The organism is Paenibacillus sp. UMB4589-SE434, from assembly GCF_030226685.1.
Taxonomy (GTDB): Bacteria; Bacillota; Bacilli; order Paenibacillales; family Paenibacillaceae; genus Paenibacillus_B.
In genome coordinates this window covers 179,160-200,249 of sequence record NZ_JASOYK010000005.1, presented here as the reverse complement: position 1 = coordinate 200,249, position 21,090 = coordinate 179,160, and the positions used below count along the sequence as shown (strand labels likewise).

At 46.4% G+C, this 21,090-nt stretch carries 20 protein-coding genes; 16 read left to right on the top strand and 4 right to left on the bottom strand.

Going from position 1 to position 21,090, the window contains the following annotated elements:
- Positions 1 to 97: 97 nt before the first annotated feature.
- Positions 98 to 574 (bottom strand): MarR family winged helix-turn-helix transcriptional regulator, encoded by a 477-nt coding sequence (locus tag QP775_RS18290; RefSeq protein WP_239329395.1) that lies wholly within the window; start codon positions 572 to 574, stop codon positions 98 to 100.
- Between the two features lie 179 nt (positions 575 to 753).
- Here QP775_RS18290 and QP775_RS18285 point away from each other — a divergent pair, with 179 nt between their 5' ends.
- The 5 genes from QP775_RS18285 to QP775_RS18265 all read left to right on the top strand — a co-directional run bounded on the left by QP775_RS18285 (position 754) and on the right by QP775_RS18265 (position 5,153).
- Entirely contained in the window at positions 754 to 1,740 is a 987-nt protein-coding gene (locus tag QP775_RS18285; protein ID WP_239329394.1) for an NAD(P)H-quinone oxidoreductase, read from the top strand.
- A gap of 143 nt (positions 1,741 to 1,883) precedes the next feature.
- Complete coding sequence (locus QP775_RS18280) at positions 1,884 to 2,570, top strand: glycosyltransferase family 2 protein (RefSeq protein ID WP_239329393.1); 687 nt, start codon at positions 1,884 to 1,886, stop codon at positions 2,568 to 2,570.
- A 134-nt stretch (positions 2,571 to 2,704) separates the two neighbouring features.
- Positions 2,705 to 3,406, top strand: a complete 702-nt coding sequence (locus QP775_RS18275) for an ABC transporter ATP-binding protein (RefSeq protein WP_239329392.1) — start codon at positions 2,705 to 2,707, stop codon at positions 3,404 to 3,406.
- Entirely contained in the window at positions 3,403 to 4,680 is a 1,278-nt protein-coding gene (locus tag QP775_RS18270) for an ABC transporter permease (RefSeq protein WP_285108197.1), read from the top strand. The genes QP775_RS18275 and QP775_RS18270 overlap by 4 nt, the downstream gene beginning before the upstream one ends.
- Before the next feature lie 83 nt (positions 4,681 to 4,763).
- Positions 4,764 to 5,153, top strand: a complete 390-nt coding sequence (locus QP775_RS18265; RefSeq protein WP_285108195.1) for a DNA/RNA helicase — start codon at positions 4,764 to 4,766, stop codon at positions 5,151 to 5,153.
- An 85-nt stretch (positions 5,154 to 5,238) separates the two neighbouring features.
- Here QP775_RS18265 and QP775_RS18260 read toward each other — a convergent pair whose 3' ends face one another.
- Complete coding sequence (locus QP775_RS18260; protein ID WP_239329389.1) at positions 5,239 to 6,495, bottom strand: BaiN/RdsA family NAD(P)/FAD-dependent oxidoreductase; 1,257 nt, start codon at positions 6,493 to 6,495, stop codon at positions 5,239 to 5,241.
- Between the two features lie 195 nt (positions 6,496 to 6,690).
- Between QP775_RS18260 and QP775_RS18255 the strand changes: the two genes are divergently transcribed.
- From QP775_RS18255 to QP775_RS18235, 5 genes are all read left to right on the top strand, one after another.
- The gene (locus QP775_RS18255; RefSeq protein ID WP_239329388.1) at positions 6,691 to 8,400 is read left to right on the top strand and encodes a two-component system sensor histidine kinase NtrB; all 1,710 of its coding nucleotides are present in this window, start codon (positions 6,691 to 6,693) and stop codon (positions 8,398 to 8,400) included.
- Positions 8,401 to 8,463: 63 nt separating this feature from the next.
- Positions 8,464 to 9,264 carry a hypothetical protein gene (locus tag QP775_RS18250; RefSeq protein WP_239329387.1) on the top strand — a complete coding sequence of 267 codons (801 nt, stop codon included), beginning with the start codon at positions 8,464 to 8,466 and terminating at the stop codon, positions 9,262 to 9,264.
- Between the two features lie 284 nt (positions 9,265 to 9,548).
- Positions 9,549 to 9,983, top strand: coding sequence for a BrxA/BrxB family bacilliredoxin (locus QP775_RS18245; protein ID WP_028544686.1), 435 nt, complete (start codon positions 9,549 to 9,551; stop codon positions 9,981 to 9,983).
- An 81-nt stretch (positions 9,984 to 10,064) separates the two neighbouring features.
- On the top strand, positions 10,065 to 10,874 hold the full coding sequence (gene nadE, locus QP775_RS18240; protein WP_239329386.1) for an ammonia-dependent NAD(+) synthetase: 810 nt from the start codon (positions 10,065 to 10,067) through the stop codon (positions 10,872 to 10,874).
- A 163-nt stretch (positions 10,875 to 11,037) separates the two neighbouring features.
- A complete protein-coding gene (locus QP775_RS18235; RefSeq protein WP_285108191.1) occupies positions 11,038 to 11,856 on the top strand; it encodes a WcbI family polysaccharide biosynthesis putative acetyltransferase in 819 nt (272 codons plus the stop codon).
- A 67-nt stretch (positions 11,857 to 11,923) separates the two neighbouring features.
- Here QP775_RS18235 and QP775_RS18230 read toward each other — a convergent pair whose 3' ends face one another.
- Positions 11,924 to 12,346: a hypothetical protein gene (locus QP775_RS18230; RefSeq protein ID WP_285108189.1), complete on the bottom strand. Its 423-nt coding sequence runs from the start codon at positions 12,344 to 12,346 to the stop codon at positions 11,924 to 11,926.
- A gap of 326 nt (positions 12,347 to 12,672) precedes the next feature.
- The gene (locus tag QP775_RS18225) at positions 12,673 to 13,737 is read right to left on the bottom strand and encodes an alpha/beta fold hydrolase (RefSeq protein ID WP_285108187.1); all 1,065 of its coding nucleotides are present in this window, start codon (positions 13,735 to 13,737) and stop codon (positions 12,673 to 12,675) included.
- A 488-nt stretch (positions 13,738 to 14,225) separates the two neighbouring features.
- Here QP775_RS18225 and QP775_RS18220 point away from each other — a divergent pair, with 488 nt between their 5' ends.
- From QP775_RS18220 to QP775_RS18195, 6 genes are all read left to right on the top strand, one after another.
- Positions 14,226 to 14,621, top strand: a complete 396-nt coding sequence (locus QP775_RS18220; protein WP_285108185.1) for a GntR family transcriptional regulator — start codon at positions 14,226 to 14,228, stop codon at positions 14,619 to 14,621.
- Positions 14,608 to 15,483, top strand: coding sequence for an ABC transporter ATP-binding protein (locus QP775_RS18215; protein WP_239329381.1), 876 nt, complete (start codon positions 14,608 to 14,610; stop codon positions 15,481 to 15,483). Before QP775_RS18220 ends, QP775_RS18215 begins: the two co-directional genes overlap by 14 nt.
- A complete protein-coding gene (locus tag QP775_RS18210) occupies positions 15,473 to 16,456 on the top strand; it encodes an ABC transporter permease subunit (RefSeq protein ID WP_285108183.1) in 984 nt (327 codons plus the stop codon). The genes QP775_RS18215 and QP775_RS18210 overlap by 11 nt, the downstream gene beginning before the upstream one ends.
- A 153-nt stretch (positions 16,457 to 16,609) precedes the next feature.
- On the top strand, positions 16,610 to 17,056 hold the full coding sequence (locus QP775_RS18205; protein ID WP_285108181.1) for a MarR family winged helix-turn-helix transcriptional regulator: 447 nt from the start codon (positions 16,610 to 16,612) through the stop codon (positions 17,054 to 17,056).
- 28 nt (positions 17,057 to 17,084) lie between these two features.
- Complete coding sequence (locus tag QP775_RS18200) at positions 17,085 to 18,821, top strand: ABC transporter ATP-binding protein (protein WP_239329377.1); 1,737 nt, start codon at positions 17,085 to 17,087, stop codon at positions 18,819 to 18,821.
- A complete protein-coding gene (locus tag QP775_RS18195) occupies positions 18,814 to 20,673 on the top strand; it encodes an ABC transporter ATP-binding protein (protein ID WP_239329376.1) in 1,860 nt (619 codons plus the stop codon). Before QP775_RS18200 ends, QP775_RS18195 begins: the two co-directional genes overlap by 8 nt.
- Positions 20,674 to 21,090: the final 417 nt, after the last annotated feature.

The window sequence follows — 21,090 nt, the reverse complement described above, 5'->3', positions numbered from 1 at the left end:
TGTACAATCGTCGGCTTGGTAAGCGCTTTGTTTACTAGACTACAATGACGATATAGCCTGAAGAGCCGGTAGTTTATACCGGCTCTCGCTGTTTAGGTTAAGATCCAGGCTTGTTGTTGGTGCATCCGAGTCGTTCAGCTTGCAGACCAAGTTTCTTTAGCAAGGAAATCGCCTGCTGCTTCTCATCCAGCGTAAGGCCGCTCAGTGCCCGACGAAGCATGACAGCTTGGCGTGGAAAGATACGCTCCATCATGTCACGACCGTCTGCTGTTAATTCTGCGAAGATAACACGGCGATCTTTGGCGCTAGGATGACGCTCCAGATAACCATTCCGCTCAAGCTTATCGATGACATACGTAACATTGCCGCTTTGCAGCAACAACTTGGAGCCAATCTGTTGAATGGGCTGCGGGCCTTTATGATAGAGCATTTCAAGTACGGCGAAATCAGTTGGGTTAAAACCTTCATGTTTGCAACCGGCTGCGGAATGATCAGACACACTTTTAAATGCTTTGGAAAATACACGGAACAAATGTAACGATGCTTCTGTTTCTCGGTCAATACGTTCATGCATAGTAATCCCACCTTACTCGAATGGTTACGATTTCATGATAGTACGAAATTAAATTTTGTAACGTAACATTAATCACATTTGTGAAAGATTGAACACAATAAATTTAAACTTTTTTAATTTGTTTGATTTTTGGTCAGATTATGAAAGCAAAATCTCACACCTTGAGGAGGATAATGAGGATGCAAACTAGTATGCAAGCATGTTTAATTGGAAGTGATCATTCCTTATACTGGGGCGACTGGGAAAAGCCAACATGCGGCCCCGATGAATTGTTGGTCCGGATCTATGCAACTGCCGTCAACCGGGCAGACCTGCTTCAGAAACGCGGTAAATACCCAGTGCCACAAGGCGCTTCTCCCATTCTTGGCCTCGAAATGGCCGGCACAGTTGAGGAAGTCGGAGCTAATGTCGTGAATTGGCAGGTTGGTGAGCGCGTAGCAGCGCTTCTCTCAGGTGGGGGATACGCGCAATATGTGGTAATTCCACAAGCTATGGCTATACAGATACCAGATCAATTATCGCTGGAGCAGGCTGCTGGTATTCCTGAAGTATTTCTGACGGCTTATTTGAACGCTTTTAAATTAGGTGGTTTACAAGCGGGGGAACGTATACTTGTGCATGCGGCAGCAAGCGGTGTAGGTACAGCAGCTGTTCAACTGGCTAAAGCTGCAGGTGCTCGTGTTTATGCTACCGCAGGTACAGATGAGAAGGCAGAGGCAGTGAGAAGGCTTGGCGCAGATTGTGTCATGAACTATCATCATCAATCTTTTAAAGACAGAATTCAACAAGAGACAAACGAGCAGGGGGTTCAGCTGATCCTAGATCCTGTTGGTGCCTCTTACTGGAAAGATAATCTGGACAGTTTAGCGTTTGACGGTCGCTTAGTGCTGTATGGAACGTTGGGCGGCTCCAAAATCGAATCATTTGATTTAATGGCAGCAATGCTGAAGCGAATTCATATCATGGGGAGCACATTAAGAGGGCTGCCTCAAACACGCAAGGCAGCATTGACAGCTGATTTTGTCGAGTGGGCAATGCCTATGTTTAAGTCTGGCCAATTACAGCCGATTATTGACTCTGTTTGGGATGCAGAGGAAGTTAATGAAGCTCATGTTCAGATGGAGAGAAACGCCAACATTGGCAAGCTGATCATTTTAACTCCGTGAAGTTAAAATGGTGGCTGGTTTGTTTGATTTGTGATATTTGCATGTGTACTAGGCAATAGTCTGCTCATTATTTGTGCTTGATGAATCTTATATAAGGAACATCATTACCGCAATTGAGCGACTGCGGCAGGGAGCTGGTACTATTGAAATACGTTTTGGGTATATTTTATGTAAATCGTCTGGATTTGTTATATAAGGCACTCTACAGTATTCAGGCGTATTGGCCTAATGTTATCGTAATCGATAATTCATGGAACCACGAGCTCCGATCCGCAGCAGCTATCCCGAAAGAAGTTAGTGTATACGAACCTCCAGTTCCGCTGTCGCACAGTCAATCGCAAAATATGCTTCATTATTGGGGGGCTGAGAAGAACTGCGACTTTGTTATGTATATGCATAGTGATGCCGAAGCTGAAAGTGGTACACCTGAGCTGCTCCTTAAACGTGTCCAGTGTCTGGTAGAGGATGGGACGAAGTGGGGGGCTGCCTATACGTATTTCGACACATTAGCAGTTTTCTCTATGAAGGCCATTAAATCAGTAGGTCCTTGGGATCCGAACTTGCCGATGTATTACTCGGATATTGACTGGTTCAGAAGAATGCGTCTCAGTCACTATGAGCTGATAGAGACATTGCTTCCGGTTAAGCATCATAATGATGGAGCTTCTACTGTGAAATCAGACTTGTACTTGCTGCATTTACACGAGGTGACATTTCCTCTATATCAGGATTATTATATAAGAAAGTGGGGCGGCGGCATGGGGCAAGAGACATATGTCTTAGCGTTTGATCGCTTTCCCCTTAATCCGGTTCCCGAGTACTTGCGCTAATCACTAACGTTTGCTTATATAATAAGCATATCATGAGGTTGGCTTGACTGTGCATGTTGGTTCAAGGCTCAACAGGGGCTCGTCCCTCTCGATAGTGTGGGATATGAGTGGATGGTTATAGAGGAGGATCGTGTATGAGCATACTTAAAGTCAATATGGAGCACGCGGGATACGATGCTCAGGAAATGAAGATCCATCAGATTACATTTGACGTGAAGCCTGGTGAATTAGTAGGCATCATCGGGCCGAATGGAGCCGGGAAGAGCACGGCAATAAAGTCGATACTAGGCATTATGAGGTATGTTAAAGGCAGCGTCAGCTTTGGAGAAGACGGGCGAGGCAAATATGCTTATGTGCCGGAGCAGCCGATCTTGTACGATACGATGACATTGTGGGAACATCTAGAACTGGCAGCCGCCGCCTACGATATGTCCATGGAGCAATTTAAATTACGAGCAGACGAGCTGCTTGCCCGATTTCAACTGAACGATGTCGTTCATCATTATCCGACAAGTTTCTCAAAAGGTATGCAGCAGAAGTTGATGTTAATTATTTCCTTCATGCTGCAGCCTTCACTTTATATTATAGACGAGCCCTTTGTGGGCCTGGACCCGCGGGCAACTAAACGTTTTTTGGACATGCTTCATGAAGAGCGGGTAAGAGGTGCGGGAGTACTGATGAGTACCCACGTGCTCGATACCGCGGAACGAATATGCGACAGGTTTATTCTGATCCATCAAGGGCGAATTGTGGCCCAAGGGACTTTTGAGGAAATAAGAGAACAGAGCGGACTGCCTGCAGGTACGTTGATGGACTGCTTCGAGGTACTGACATGATGCGGCCATGGCCGCTGGCGTACCGACGTTGGCGTTTGAATCTGAACTATCAATGGAACGCGTTGCGTATTGTGATGGATTGGACGGTCATGCTTTATATTATCGTACCAGCCTTGCTGCTCGGATTAAAATTTTATTATAGCTGGTGGACAGATGCAGTTGTTATCCCTCAACAATCATTATTTCAGACATTATGGATTTACCCGTTCTTTGTGACTATTATGATGTCTCGTGTGCGAACGTGGTCGGAAGGCGGGGACATTTTATTCCTTCGTCAGCACCCCGTTTGGTATGAGACATTTGTTCGCTTTGGCCTGTTGGAACTTGCGGTTAGGCAGACCCTGTTGACAGGTGCTCTGACCATTCTTTTATTACCATGGCTTATTCGGGGCTACCATTTTGATACAGCGAGTGTAATTATGTTGTCGCTCCTGGCGGGGTTGATTGGATGTTTGCACGCACTTGTAAGGAATCAGATAACTGTACGCATGAATGGCTGGAAGAGGGTTGTATGGGGATGGATATGGAATGTGGCTATTTTACTTGCCTTTCGATACATAATTATATCCATGCTGTCCTACTTGTTCGCAGGGGCCGCGCTCGCAGGGCTGCTTATCATATGCATTTATATGCTGGCGAGATGGCGTATCCATGTCCGTTATACATTCGATAGAGATGTGGATGTAGAGACAGGCTTCAAGATGAAGCTGACAAGCCTCTTGTTAAAGCAGGCGCTAGGCAAACAACCTAGGCGTAAACGTGGCAAGAAGCCGCTGCTGTTTCCTCATTCAGGGTACTGGAAGCAGCTCAATACGGCGGGTGAACGTATCGGAGCCATCGCTGTTAAGACGATGTGGCGGAGCAGCGTTCATGTCCTTTTTTATTGCCAACTCATTGGAGTGGGTATGATTGCTCTGTTTATTGTGACGCTGAAGGCAGCCTCATTGTTAATGCTGGTCTTTCCGGTGTTGTGTGCTATTTTGGGATACTGGCTGAATTCCTATTGGCGGGAGCTTGTAGGTAGTGAAGTGTGGAAGATGTATACCTTTGATGTGGAACAAGTTCAGATCGGGGCTTCACATTTTGTTAAAGTAAATGGAATATTACCTGGCATGCTCTGGGGAGCTGCTTCAGGCTGGCTGATCTCGCCAGTGGCAGGAATCTTATATATGGCCGGAGGGGCTGTGGTATCTGCCTTTATATCCAATATGGTTATGATGATGCGAGGATATAAGTTAAAGGAAGACTTCAAAGTTGAAGCAGAGCAGTCGTGATGATGACCGAGTACAGCAGCATGATCTTTTCCTGATACGGGTATAGTAACAGCAAACAGTATCAAGTAGGAGGAGGGTTTTTCATGGAGCAGGCCGTAATCAGATTTGAATTTAGCGATGCTCACAGCACCGAACTGGCGTATGATACATTGGATGAGCTGGGTTATCATCCCGTTAAGGAGACAGCTGGCAACCAGCTTCATATTCATGTGGAGCGGCAGGATATCACTTCTGCATTGGAGATCGTCGAAGCATATGGCGGTCAGCTGATCGAGCAAGCGGAGATGACTGAAATGAGTATTGTAAACGATGCCTACGGAATGGACATTATCCCGATACCTGCCCATGTGGTGAATGAAGATTGGATACATCATGATGCTTATGTACAGGTTGACCCAAGAGAGGATGACTTGTCCCATCGTGATGAGGAGACGCGGGGCTGGTCGGATGAGGAATCGACTAATCACTTTTAGGGTGGGATTCATCTGTAACTCTTGATAGCCAATAGAGCCGGAGAAATATAGATTTTCCGGCTCTCTGCCTGTTAGAAAGAGATATTTATTTCGCTGCGCTCATTCCGGCTGTATACCCTGTCACAAAGGCGGCAGTAATGTTGTATCCTCCTGTGTAGCCGTGGATATCTAATATTTCACCACAGAAGAATAAGCCAGATGTGAGGCGTGACCCCATCGTTTTGGGATCAAGTTCCTTAAGATGAATACCCCCGCCCGTTACAAATGCTTCTTCTAGAGAGCGTGTTCCGCTAGCCTTTAGCGGAAAAGCTTTAATAAGCTGACACAGGTGCGCCCACTCTTGTTTGGGGATGTGGTCAAATGTTATGGATTCGTCGATGTCAGCCATACTAAGCAGCAGCGCAACCATTCTTTCAGGGACGATCTGCTTTAGAATGTTCTTGACGGCCTTCTTGGGCTCTTGCTTCCATAAGGCAAGTGCATCTTGGCTCAGCATATTGGCAGAAATCTCGGGCTTGAGGTCAATCGTTAGCTGTACCGTTTCTCGGCCAGTGCGTTTTCGTTCTTTAACGACGAACTGACTGCAGCGCAGAGCAGCTGGACCAGACAGTCCGAAGTGGGTGAAGATCAAATCACCTGCATGCTCTACTACTTTTTTGCCCTTCTCATTCCATACAGCAATGTGAATATCTCGTAACGAGAGCCCTTGCAGTACCCGGTCACGAATAAAGGAAGTATTGGACGTTAAGGGAACTTCTGTTGGATATAGCTCCGTTATGGTATGACCTGCAGCTTCTGCCCACGGATACCCGTCACCCGTAGAGCCTGTGTGAGGAACTGACTTGCCGCCGGTAGCAATTACAACGGAATCCGCCCGCAGAAAGGAACCGCTCTTTAGTCGGACACCGCGAACAGCACCGTCCTCATATATGACTTCTTCGACAGGCTCGTTTGCTCGCAGCACCACGCCAAGTCTGACTGCTTCGCCAATGAGTGCATCCACGACAGTTTTGGCTTTGTCCGACACGGGAAACATTCGTCCGTTGTCCTCTTCTTTTAAAGCTATTCCCAAACGCTCAAAGAAAGAAATGATGAGATCCGGGTTAAAATGCTGGAACGCACTATGCAGAAATCGGCCGTTGCCAGGCATATGACGAATGAGCTCATCAAGCGGTTTGTTATTCGTAACGTTACAGCGACCGCCGCCTGAGATTGCCAGTTTGCGCCCTAATTTATCTCCTTTATCAATAAGCAGTACTTTAGCCCCGTGCTCGGCAGCCGAGATCGCGGCCATCAGCCCAGAAGGACCGCCTCCAATGACTATAACTTCAGTTTGTTGCATCGTAATCTCCTTTTACGGTAGTTCGCAATGATTAGCGGTTCTTGTCTTATTGTATCCTTGTCTAGATTGAATGCAACCGCGGTTTAATAAAAAAACACTAAAAGTTAATCGATAACAATTGTTTAACCGGCAGTAGTATGCTTTAATCTAAGCTACAGAGGAAGAAATAACCAATTTAATATGGAGGAGTAGTGTATGTTTGTCGCTTTAAAGGAGACCGTATTGCAAGTTTTTATCGCCTACATACCCGCTTTTTCCTGCCAACTTTATACGATGAAACCAGAGCGTATATCCAAGGCCCATATCAATATAGGAGTTTTTTCGTCCATTTCTGTTCTGCTATGTATGATGTTGTCGTTTTATTATTTTTCAGAGACAGCGCAGCCTTTTGATTTTAGGTTAATACCCTACATGCTTGGTATTCTTTATGGGGGGTATCGTATCGGTGCCCTCGTATCTGCGCTTTATTTCTTTATGCTGCTCGGTTTTCCGGAAGCTTACTTTTCACACGCTTTGTGGAGCGATGCCCTTGTTTACTTAACGCCATTTTTATTTATGTATGTGAATAAGTTTCGTCATTCAAGCGCCCGACATCGGATGATGATCGTAATGAATTTTGCATTGCTTGGTATGGCTCTATATTTGATTCATTATGTATATGTCTTGTGGGATAGTCGAATTAAGCTAGAAATGGACGTGTTCCTATTTATGGCGATGTTCGGTGCTGTATTTTTGTTGGCAGCGTGTACCGTTGTGCATTTTATTGAGAGTACGCGAGAGAAGGCTTATTTACAGCAGAGCTACTTATCTATATGGCGGCAGTATAGACAGGAGGCGCAGAAGCTGCATCAGGTAATTGATGCGACGCCATTAGGTGTCATCGCGGTTGACGCTAACGCTCGTATTACGGCGGTTAATCAATCGCTGCTCCATACACTGCGTCAAATTAATCCGCATTATGATGCCTCGAATATAATCGGGCAAGAGTATGGGAAGTATTTTGCCGATAATCAATTTTGGGAAACGGACAATCTGCTAGTATACCGAGTACTGTGTGGTGAGTCGATGCAAAGCGAAATGCTCACAGTAGGCGAACGGACTTATCTGACTCGTGCGTCATCGATGCGTAATCAAGAAACCGGGGAAATAGTAGGCGCCGTTGGGATGATGCACGACATTACGGAGCTCGTGCAGCTGCGGGCTGAGATGGGCAATATGGAACGCTTAAGCCTGGTTGGACAAATGGCTGCCAGTATTACACATGAGATACGTAATCCGATGGCGGTTGTGCGTGGGTTTATTCAGTTAATGAAACAGAAAAGTCCAGGGCACCTTGAAGACTACTACACAATAGTCATGGAGGAGCTGGATCGTGCAAACAGTATTATTAATGACTTTTTGTCGCTTGCGCAGAATCGAATTGTCGAGAAGGAAAGTATCTATTTACATGAATTGATTATGAATATTTCACCTCTCTTGTGGGCTGACGCGAACTTGCGCGGACAAGAAATCCAGTTGGAACTCGCAGAGGAACTGCCCCCACTCTTATTAAATCCGAAGGAAATGAAGCAGTTGCTGCTGAACCTAGCACGAAATGGCATGGAGGCGATGACTGATAAAGGGATATTAACGATAGTAACAAGATATTGCAACGGTCATATTGAACTGCTGGTTCAGGATACCGGAACGGGAATTCCTAAAGCAGTTGTGGACAAGCTGTTCGAACCTTTTTATACAACCAAGGCAAAAGGCACCGGCTTGGGCCTGCCATTGTGCTTAAGCATTGTAGAACGACACGAGGGTGTGATTCGGGTAGAAACAAAGGAAGGTGCAGGGACGACTTTTATTGTAGCTTTTAAAGCCGAGGCCAACGAACAGGATATCATCACTTCTGCTGCTGTATAACAAGGCATGTATTGCCCTAATTATGGTAGTATAAAGGCATATATACGTTAGCGGAGGTCATCAATGGAGGTCATTCAGCTTGGTTCGTTCACATTGCAATGGAGTATGCTTGTGCTGCTCGTCAGTTTTGTCTTCGGGATAGTAGCGATCGCGTTGCGCCTAAAGATGGAGAATGTCCCTGTGAAGCCTTGGACAGAGTGGGCAGGAACTATTCTCGTATGTATATTGTTAAATGAAAAATTCGGTTACTTATGGGACTCGCCGTCCATTATATGGAACCAGACCAAAGCGTTACTTTTTTTAAGCGGCACATCTGTTAATGGCAACGTTCTGTTAGGTATCGGTCTGGTGGCTTGGACCATTACTTATATCCGCAAGCATCAGTTAAGTTACGGCTTACTGTCGGATGTAGCGGCACATGGCTTGCTGATGGGACTTGCCGTATATGGTTTTATGTATGCCTATTCGGGTACGCCAGCTCCTTATTTGACGCCGCTCCCTTTGCCTGCGGTCATGGCTGTTGCGCTGCCGCCGTTTGAATCAATCATGAGTTTGCTGCTGCTCCTGGGGCTATGGCTGCGCAAGCGGGAGATGGGCAGCTATGCAGATGCCCAGTTATCCGCACTTGCAGCCGGTGTCATTGGCATGCTTATGTCCTATATGTATCCAGATGACGAGCGAATGTTTGGCTTATCTATACTGCAGTGGGTGTCCGTTGCATTACTTGCTGCATCCTACTTTATTACACGGGCGTGCGAGCGAGTAGAAGCTGTTCGCGTGCAATCTGAGACCACTATCGAAGATTTTCCACGGCCTCTTGGGGAACAAGAGGCAGCAGATGGGAATAGCGGAAAAATCGGATAATCCGTCTATAGCGAGCACATAATAGCTGAGACTATATGACGGAAAGGAGGCTATCCGATATGACCCAAGACTCCAAGGAACAACAGCAGCAAGCAAATCGCAGCACGAAGGCAAATGGCGGCTCAGGCGACAAGAAGCTGAATGGACCTAACCGTCCATCAACGTAAGTGTTAGTAGTTGGCTTCCTTCTCTTGCTTTTCACTCCTGAGCATGGTTACAATATTACCGATAGGTAACGATGAGGGCGTTCTATCGGATTATATTTCATTTAGGAGTGAATGCGGATGTCAATGTCATTTGAGCAATATATGCAGGATATGGTTCAACCGATGCGTGAGGAATTGACAAGAGCGGGTATTGTCGAACTTCGCACAGCAGCAGAAGTGGAAGAGAAGCTTCCAACAGCAAAGGGCACTTCGTTGGTAGTTGTGAACTCGGTATGCGGCTGCGCAGCTGGTCAATGCCGCCCAGGTGTTCGTAAGGCATTGGAGAATGACGTTACACCAGATCATTTGTTTACCGTATTTGCTGGGCAAGACAAAGAAGCAACAGCTAAGGCGCGTGAATATTTTGCGCCATATCCACCGTCTTCTCCTTCAATCGCACTGATGAAGGATGGCGAACTGGTCCATTTTATCGAGCGTCTTAGCATTGAGAACCGTTCAGCAGAAGAGATTGCTGCAGAATTGTCAGCTGCATTTGATCGTCATTGCCGCTAAGCGCAGCCCAGCGCTTATACCCCGCGCATCGTTTGCATGCGCGGGGATTTTTGCACCATGCACATGGAGGGAGTATGACAGATGAGCTTACAAGAAGAGATTGTAAAGCGTTTTGGCGTGCAGCCTCAGATCGATGAGGCGACAGAAGTACGGAAACGTGTTGATTTTCTGAAACAGTATGTGAAGCAATCGGGAACGTCAGGTCTGTTAATCGCGATTAGCGGGGGAATTGATAGTGCTGTGGCTGCGGCGCTCTGCAAGCAGGCGACAGATGAGTTAGCTGCGGAGAGCGGTCAGCCTTACATGACTCTCGGCGTATTTCAGCCTTACGGTGAACAGGTTGATATTGCAGACAGTTATGCGGTTGCGGAAGCCTTTAAGCTTCAGCATACAGTAGAGACCAACGTACAAGATGCCGTAAACGAAATTGCCCTGGAGACAGAGCAGGCGTTTAAGCAGCTAGGCAATTATCGTCATATTAGCATTCCTGGCAAAGGCAACGTGAAAGCACGGATTCGTATGGTGACACAATATGCGCTTGCTTTTGACCTGAATCTGCTTGTGGTAGGTACTGATCATGCCTCTGAGGCTTTAACGGGCTTCTATACGAAGTGGGGGGACGGGGCTGTAGATATTACGCCATTATCTTCTCTTAATAAGCGTCAAGTTCGTCAATTGGCTCGTTATGTCGGCGTACCAAGCAGTGTGATCGACAAAGCACCTACTGCTGGATTGTGGGAAGGCCAGACAGATGAGAAAGAGTTGGGCATTACATACGATGAAAATAGCGATTATCTGGAAGGCAAACCGGTCAGCGATGAAGCTCGTGAGAAGATAGAGCGTCAATATCGCAAGACAGAGCATAAGCGTTCTGCAATTCCAGGAATCTAATAGTATTGAGATCGTTATGGCAAATGGGGGTCGTCCAGTCTTCATGTGAGACTAGCAGACGCCCCATTTATGTTATAAGGCCTTATATCTCGTACCTCCTATTGACTTGTTCATATAATATGAAGAGTGCAAGTTGGATCAGCCTTGTATTAGGAGGTGCAGGATGAAACGGTGTATCATCTACAGCAATTGCCACGCCAAGCCATTACGCCAGTATTTAGAAACCTCGCTCACTTTTAATCGGAACTATCAGCTGGTGGATATTCCTTTTATTCAGGACTGTCCACGTACAGGATTAGCGCCTGAGCTGCTACACAGCTGCGATTTGTTTATTTATATGCGTACGAGTGACGCATTTGGTCCTTACTTGTCAACGGATTATTTGCTTAGTCAATTGCCAGAACACTGCGTGTCTATTAGTATAGGCAACAGCTTTTTTACCCCCTACTATCCCCAATTTACTGCTAATAACAAGGAACCGGAGTTTGCCTATGGGGATCAAAACATAATTCGTATGCTGTGTGAGGGAAAGAGCAGGCAAGAGATTATCAATCTAGTATCCGATGAGGATTTCTATACGGAATCAGAGCTAGAGCGGCTGTATGCCGATTTTATGTACAGCTTTAGAATAAGAGAGATAGGTCTTGATATTCCGATTTCCCCATTTATAGAAACCTACTACCAACAGTTCCACCTATTTAGTACAATATGTCATCCGCGAAGTGATATTTTAAGGGCAATCGCCAAGAACATACTTCAAGGTATCGGCATTTCGCAGTATGAGATTTCGCCCTACGTCAACGGTGGGGACTTTACGGACCTGATCTCTCCTATTTATCCAGCTGTAGTCAAACATTTAAAGCTTCAATTTGCCTCAGGTAATGCTCCAATCTATGCGTTCAATTACACGCAACTTAATTTTGAACAATATATGCATCATTATATTACTTATCACCAGGGGCAACTGGCGATTCGGGACTAAAGCATAACAAATAGGCTCTATGTAAAGGAAATTCAGAGAGCCTATTATTAGAGCCGATTCTCACAGGTTACAAAGCAGCCGCGTGCGGGACGTCGGATGAGCCATTCCAGAATAACTCCTCTAGACGCGGCTTGTGGCCTGGGATCACTGCGCACTGTTGGCGAAGCAGCATCATTAACTTCATGCAGGCTTGTTCCAGCACTGCTTCTGTGGAGGCGATAACGAGCAGTCCTTTCTCCGGTGAGAAGGTGATCAAGATTTCGTCTTCCGCAAGATCCCTCTTGAGTCGAAATGGCGAATCTCGATGCTTCAATTGAGCAGTCGTGCTTATTTGAATCGTCTCTTTAGGGGAGAGTGCTATCTCGATAAATGGAGTATGAGAAATTCGAACAGGCTTTAATGTAAGCGTTGTCAATATATGCTGCAATTGATGGATGGTAGTGGGAATGCGTCCTGCTAATGGGGACGCGGCGATTATCGTCATGCCCATCGTGACTTCTCCTCGCTTTCTGCTTGCTCGATTGAGCAGATCTTCATCTTAGCTGTCTCATGATAGACATTCATAAGATTATCCGTATTCTAACAGATTACATCAGAACCGCAAGCGACAGATTTGTGACGGGATGAGCTATTCTCACGAAACTCATGGCTGCGGTTCTGATAAGTGAAGCGCCTTGCGCCGTATCTTCAATCGTTTGTCAGTCGTGCGAAAGAAGGCCAGCTGTATATATGATGGTGCCAATTGATGCTGGTATGGCGAGGATGGTTTGGCAAGCACCCGAAGTCAAAGCTTCCAATAAGCTAAAAACATCAGCATTACGCTTGCAACTGCTCACGTATCCATGTGGCTGTGGTCTGTATAGCATCATCCAGCGCATCCGTTGCACCTGCAAAAGGATGAACCGCATTAAAGGTATGTCCTGCGTCCTGTACAGTGTGCCAACTCGTCTGGGCATAATGCTCTACAATTTGAGCAGAGCCGTCACGGAAGCCTGGCAGGTCATCAGAACCTTGAACGAGCAGCAGCGGGAAGGAGGCACTGGATATACGACCGATCAAGTCGTACCGTGCCCGGTTCAGCTCTAGATCGTGCAGCACGACGGCATCCAGGGGAAGTGCTTCGCCAGTACGCGCGTTTATGACTTGCGAGCGGCCAGTACGCCGTAGTTCTTCTTTTTGCGCTTCGGAATAGAGATCCATGTTCGTAACCCCATTCCATGATATGACACCGGTTAGTTCGGTTGGATGGTCCAGAGCGTACAGGATAGCCGTTGCACCACCGCGACTGTGGCCTAGGATGAATATAGGGGCGTCTTTCAGCGAGTTGTCTGTACGAATTGCTGAAGGGACTTTTAGGGCCTGACTGTTTTGATTGGTCGAGAAATTAGCTTCCTGTTCGATATTTATGTGGTCAGACTGTAAGTTGGAAGTGTTGGATCTTGCTGAGCTTTGGGCTGTGTGAACAGTAAATGAACTTGTGCTCCTAACCCCTGATGCAGTCGAATTCGCCTTAGCATGTTCAAGTGAGTTGTTGAATTCGTCAGAACGAATGAGGGCTAAAAGTGCTGTTAGATCTTCTTGCTCATATGTATACGTATTAACGGCAAATTTCTCAGGTTCGCTAAAGGTCAGCAGATCGCTGCCAATACCGTTATGGGAGAAATTAAAGCATACAGTCATAAGACCTGTCTTCTCAGCGAGCTGTGCGGCCGTGTGCGGAAAAAAGCCCCAGTCTTTAAAACCTTTGAAACCATGACAGATAATTAGTACGCCCGATTGCGGAGCGTCCCCCAAACTTAAGTGGGGCACAAAGACGTCTCCTCTAATTATTCTTACGAGCGGCTCTTCGGGATTCATATCCAGCTGAAAAGAATAATGCATAACAAACTCCTCCTTGAGCGTTTTGTAGACAGCTGCTAGCGTAAACGTGATGATTACGAAGATTGTATCACAGTTGTAGGTAAGCGACCCATTTTGGGTGGAGAAACGGAATTGACAATAGTAAGTTGTATATGTATTATGTGTATTAAGTGTACTATTATATATAATACACAAAGGTGTGAACAATTTCTTCTTTGTTTCAGCAGTATTAAGAAAGATATACATATGCTGCTTCTAGTCGGGTAGGCAGGATCAAGCTGTGAATAGATTCAATAGGTAGGCTAGGGTGACCATCTGTACAAACAGATTCAAAAGATAGACCCGAGTCGTCTGTACAAATGGATTCAACCGAAAGTGCATGAGCTCTCGCAAGCAAGATGGTGAGATGGCGGTAGAAGTAGAGTAAGAGAAAGCAAGCATGCAGGTAGAAGAGAAATAGTGTGTGAGAAGTAGTTAAAGCAAGTATGGTGCAAGAGAGGAGGCAGCGCATGATTCGTCTTCAAGAGCGTGGCACAACCCCTATCTATGAGCAGATTGTGGAACAGATTAAGGCATTGATTGCTAAAGGAGCGATGAAGACAGGAGAGAAGGTGCCGTCCGTAAGGGAACTATCATCGATTCTGCTTATTAATCCGAATACGGTCAGCAAAGCTTATCAAGAGCTGGAACGACAGGGAGTCATTCAGACGGTACGAGGGAAAGGTACTTTTGTAGCGGAGCCTGATGCTCCACGTATGGCGGCAGAGCGAATTGAGGTGTTACATGAAGAGGTGCGGCGTATAACGGTGGAAGCCAAGCATCTCGGCTTAAAAAGAGAAGAATTTGTACAGATGATTACACGGGAATGTAATTTTTTATGGGGGGATGGACATGCTGCGGATTGAATCCGTACATAAGAAGATTGATGACAAGCAGGTGCTGTCCGGTGTGTCGTTACATATTCAACCGGGTACGATTATCGGCTTGATTGGGCGTAACGGGACTGGTAAGACCACTTTGATGCGTACGATCGTGGGTATTTATGATCCAGAGCAAGGACAAGTCATGATCGATGACATCAACGTACATAAGCTTGCACAATCGAAAAGAGATATTGTTTTTATTCCGGATTCTCCAATAGCTCTAGAAGGGTACACGCTCCAGCAGTGTGCTCAACTGTTCGGCAGCATTTATCCGAACTTCGACGGCTTTTTCTTTCATGAAGCTATGGAACGGTTTCATTTGCCAGTCAACAAGCCTGTGCGGTCCTTATCAAAAGGGATGAAGATGCTGTTCAGCACGGCATTGGGTCTTGCGACACGAGCACGTGTAATTATGCTTGATGAGCCGACAAATGGAGTAGATGCGGTGGCCAAGAAGCATTTGCTTGCGCTGATCATGGAATCGGTCACACCAGACAGCGCCATTCTGATCTCGTCTCATATGCTCCATGAGTTGGATCGCATCGCAGATACAGTTGTGCTGCTGCGCGATGGACGGACTGATGAGCAGTGGGCGCTTGAGGACTTGCGCAGTCAAGTACGCAAACTGCAGATTGTGTTCACCGAGCATGAGCCTCCGGCTTGGCTTCAGCAAGAGCAAGTATATGTGCTTCAACAGGTAGGGCGTGTCTTTACGGTGCTCATCGAGTCGGAAGAACTGTATGGCACATTGCGGCAGCAAGATACGCTGTTAATCGAGGAGCTTCCGCTTACATTAGAAGATTGGTTCAGTTGGAAGTCGGGAGGTGACGGGGATGTGGCGTAAATGGTTTCCCCCAGGGCTGTGGGCAAAGGAGCTGCGACAGGTCAGGCTTATGATGTGGGCGATGCTGGTGATGGGGCTGTTTGTATTGCCGATTCCACATATGAATAAATGGCTGTTAGACTCCTCTGATCAAGTGGAGGCAGCACTTACATTTATACAAGCTCATGGCATGGATTATGATGAATACAGCTTCATTAGTCTGCGAGTAATATTATGTCTGTTAGCTGCTATACTTGCTATTTGGCAGCTTGGGTTTGAACGACGCTCTGGTATTCAAGAGTTTACATTGTCTCTTCCCTATTCCCGCATTCAAATTTTCACGACGAAGTTTCTGGTGGGAGTGAGTTTTATTACGATTGCGGTACTCGTTAACGTCATCATGGATGTAGTTGTGCTTAGTACCTCAGTTGTCCAGCCTTACTTACAATGGGGCAGTTACATCAACAAGGCTATAGTCTGTTTGCTTGTGGTGTACTCTGCATATGCAGTATCCTTATTTATCGGTACCATTAGCGGGAGCTGGGTGTCTCAGCTTGTTTTTTCCTTTGTGATGCTGCTCGTACCGTATTTTTTAGTGCTGCAGTTCCAAAAGCTGATCTCTGCATTTGGAATTCTTCATGACAGCTATTATCAAATTGAAAATTTTTTGCCGGATATCAATAAGTGGTTAGTCGACTATTATGAAAATTATAGTTGGTTCAGCCTGTTGCTGCTAACCCTGCTAGCACTTGTGGGAGGTTTATACGCCTACTCTAGGAATCGTGCTGAAAATAACGGCAAGCTCGTTATTTTCCCAGTGTGGGAGACCGTGCTTAAGATCGGCTTTACGCTATGTGTGGCACTGCTCGGCGGCTCATTCTGCTACGAGAGCATTTACCGGGGACGGATCGGGTATACGGTCGGGTTCGCGGTGGCGGGGCTGATAGGCTATGTTATCATTAAGACGTTATCACGTATGAAGATAAAGTTGTAATTTAATTGACAGGCGAGGGCCCGAACAGGCTCTCGTCTTTTTTACATATTTGAAGCATGCAATATCATTTCTGTTTTGAATTGAGGATTGACACGCGACAGAATGAGGTCTACCTTATTTATTAGTCGACTAAATAAATGAGGGGCTATGTATATGGATATATATCAATCCGAATCGCTGACGCATATCATGATGCATGTTATGAAGCTTCACCGCCGCACGCTGCATGATTTGACACAGGATGTCGAGGTATACCCAGGCCAGCCGCCGTTGTTGTTCCGTCTTGCAGATGAAGATGGGCAGAGCCAGAACGAATTGGCACAGAAGCTGCGTGTACAGCCGGCAACCTTAACAGTTATGATCACGCGGATGGAGAAGACGGGTCTTGTGGAACGAAGACAAGATGAGCAGGATCATCGTTTGTCGCGCGTATTCCTGACGGACAAAGGACGCTGCGCCGCTGAGGTGCTGAAGGAAACGCTGCAGACGTTGGAGCAGCAGTGTTTTGAAGGCTTTTTGCAGGAAGAGAAGCTTCTGTTTCGCCGGATGCTGCTGCATATGTACGGAAATCTGAATCGAATCGTGCAGGAAGATCGTTAGTCGGCTTTATGATTAGAGGAGTGTCAGGATGAACAGTTTAATTCGTTATTTGAAACCTTATTGGGCAGCGGCATTATTAGCTCCTTTATTTATGATTTTGGAAGTAGGTATGGATTTGCTGCAGCCGCAGTTAATGGCATCAATCGTTAATGATGGTGTGCTGAAGGGGGATTTGAATCACATCTGGCACGTCGGGGCTGTTATGATCGGCGTTGCCATGGTGGGATTGATCGGAGGTGCTGGCTGCACGGTATTTTCAAGCAAAGCTGCACAGAACTTCGGCGCAGATTTGCGGTATGATCTGTTTCGCCATATACAAACGTTCTCGTTCCGCGATCTGGATCGCATGACGACCGGGTCTTTGGTTACCCGTCTGACAAGCGATATTGTACAGGTGCAGAATATGGTGCAGATTGCGTTAAGGATAATGGTACGCTCGCCGTTTATGCTGCTTGGCAGCATCATTATGGCAGTGATCATCAGCCCACAATTGTCTCTCGTATTAGCAATTACGATTCCTTTGCTGTTAGCCGTATTGCTGATATTAATGAGACTGTCCATCCCTATGTTCGCTAAGGTACAGCACAAATTGGATCGTGTAAATACGGTGCTGCAAGAGAATTTGTCCGGGATTAGGGTGGTTAAGGCCTTTGTCCGTTCAGAATATGAAGAAAAGCGATTTGAGACGGCGAACCAACATTATTTTGAACATGCCTTAAAAGCGTTTCGGACGATTGCTATTAATATGCCGCTTATGATGCTGGTGCTTAATACGAGTATTGTAGCGGTGCTATGGTATGGTGGCGCGCAAACTTGGGATGGAACTATTAATGTAGGCCAACTAATTGCTTATTTGAATTATATGACTCAGATTTTGTTTTCGTTGCTGTCGATTGGATCGATGATTATGAATATTTCGCGTGCTAAAGCTTCTGCAGATCGGATTAAAGAGGTGCTGAACACAGTCCCTGACATGGAAGAGGCAGCCAATCCACGGCATGAAGTTGTACAGAATGGCCGGATTTCATTTGAACACGTCTCTTTTGCTTATGATGAGGGGATGCAAGAACAGGTGTTAAAAGACATCCATTTTCAGGTGGAAGCAGGTAAGACTGTAGCTATTATAGGGGCTACCGGATCAGGGAAGTCTTCTCTTGTCAGCCTCATTCCGAGGTTGTACGAGCCGACTTCTGGTAATGTGCTTATCGACGGTCACAATATTAAGGAGATGGATGTGCATGAACTGCGCCGCCGGGTGGGAATGGTACTGCAGCAAGCCTTGCTGTTCAGCGGCACGATCAGGGACAATATACGGTATGGCGTGCCGGAAGCTTCCCAAGCGGAAGTGGAGGATGCAGCACGTGCGGCCGAAGCGCATGAATTTATTGAACGACTGCCGGGAGGTTACGATACGGTTGTCGGTCAGCGAGGCGTCAATTTATCAGGAGGTCAGAAGCAGCGAATATCGCTCGCACGAACGCTGCTTGCCAAGCCCGATATTTTAATTCTGGACGACAGCATGAGTGCTGTCGATCTGAAGACGGAGGCGCGCATTCAACAGTCGCTGCGTGAACGGATGCGAAATAGTACATCTATCGTGATTGCGCAGCGTATCTCTTCTATTGTAGCAGCGGACAGTATTATCGTGCTCGAAGATGGACAAATTGCGGCACAGGGGACGCACGATGAGCTGCTGCGAAGTAGCTCGTTATATCAAGATATCGTCGAATCTCAGCTCCGAAAGGAGGACGTATTGCATGGCTAAAGCAACATCAGGTCACGGATCTCCTTCTCAAGCCCATCATTCGAAGGAATTGCCTGCAGCGGCTGGCTTTGGCGGCCGTCGTCCTGCTGGGCCTGTACCTAAGGAACGTGCTAAACATACAAGCGCCACATTAAAGCGGTTATGGGGTTACTTAAGCAGACAGCGGTCTAGATTAACATGTGTCATCATTTTGGCAATAGCAAGCTCAGGTCTTGCTTTAATTGCCCCTTATTTGTTGGGAAGAGCAGTCGATCGTCATATTATCCCACAGGATTCGGAAGGTTTGTTTCAGCTTTGCCTTATTCTGCTTCTTATATATGCTTGCAGCAGCGTGATGTCTTGGCTCCAGACGTATATGATGGCGGGTTTGTCCCAACATACGGTGTTGGATCTGCGTAGAGATTTGTTTCATCATATGCAGCAGCTTCCGTTAGGTTACTTTGACCGCACGCCGCATGGCGAATTAATGAGTCGAACCACAAATGACATTGAGAATCTGTCCAATACGTTAAATCAGAGTCTCATCCAGATTGTCTCGAGCGTGGTGACCATTATTGGGGCAATCGGCTTTATGCTGTACTTAAACGTCTGGCTGACGGTTGTCAGTCTGATCGCAATTCCGCTTGTAACGATTGCAACCAAGAAGATTGCGGTTCATACTCGCAAACATTTTAAAGGCCAGCAAGAGAGCCTGGGGCAATTAAACGGATATATTGAGGAAACGATATCCGGACAGAAGGTCGTTAAACTATTTCGCAGGGAAGCACGCTCTGCCGAGGAATTTAAGGCCATGAATGAACAGCTCCGTCTGGCAGGCACAAGGGCACAGATCTTGTCTGGCATGATGGGCCCAGTTATGAATATGATGAGCCACTTTACGTACATCGTGATTGCTGTCGTTGGAGGCTGGATGGCCTTTTCAGGATGGACACGTGTTGGTGTTATCGTTAGTTTCCTTAACTATTCCAAGCAGTTAAGCGGACCGGTAAATGAGCTGGCGAATCAGTACAACATGATCCAATCCGGCATTGCAGGTGCCGAACGGGTTTTTGAGATTATGGATACAAAATCTGAATTTAATTCTGAGTTGGAAAATGAATATATGGGTCGTGTCGCCGGTCATGTACAATTTAATGAGGTAAGCTTTGGATATAATCCAGATCAGCCTATTCTGAAGCGGGTAACGTTTTCGGCAAAGCCTGGTGATGTCATTGCGCTTGTAGGCCCTACTGGTGCGGGGAAGACAACGATTATTAACCTGCTGACGCGGTTTTATAATATTGATCAGGGAACGATTCGGATTGATGGTCAAAACATAGGTCTTGCTGACAAACATAGCTTGCGGCGTCAGCTCGGGATTGTACTGCAGGATGCGCATGTATTCACCGACTCGATCCGAAATAATATTCGTTATGGCAAACTAGATGCTACAGATGCGGAAGTGGAGGCTGCAGCCAAGCTTGCTAATGCACACGAATTTATTAAGAAACTCCCGCACGGATATGACTCCGTGCTTAGTGGGAGTGGCGGAAGTCTGAGTCAGGGACAACGGCAATTGCTGACGATTGCGCGCGCTATTTTGGCTGACCCTGCAATACTAATCTTGGATGAGGCTACCAGCAGCGTGGACACAAGAACAGAATTGCATATCCAAGCTGCAATGAATACGTTGATGAAAGGACGAACCAGCTTTGTCATTGCGCATCGTCTCAGCACAATTCGTAACGCAGACATGATTCTTGTAATTAACAATGGTGAGGTCATCGAGCGTGGTTCGCATGGCGAACTGATTGAGAAGCGAGGGTTCTATTACGAGCTGACCATGAGCCAGGATCGAGAAGAGGCTGGATGAGAACTGTATTTCACACAGGTATGCAGTCGGGAATGGGACAGTAGCGAATACAGGAGCAGATTCTGTAATTAGAAATTGGTTGTAGGCATAAAGAGACGGCATTCCTGTGAGCTTTAGTTATAGGCTTAACGTTGTTAATACAGACAAAGGTTCGATGTCATAATGATACACCTGTTAAGTGAAGTTCAAGGCGTGAGCTGCAGCGAAGATAGGTCAGTGGCACTGCTAGTTATATGGGATCTTGAAAATAAAGTCACACGATGTATTTAGTCACACGTTATATTTTTTATATTCAAGCCCTCCAGTCTCTGTGGAGGGCTGTTGGTGCACAAAGTTATAGCTGCATCATGTAAAATCGCACAGCGGCACATAGAATGGTAGTTTGCTACCATAATAGTTTCCGAAGCAAACGGTTAG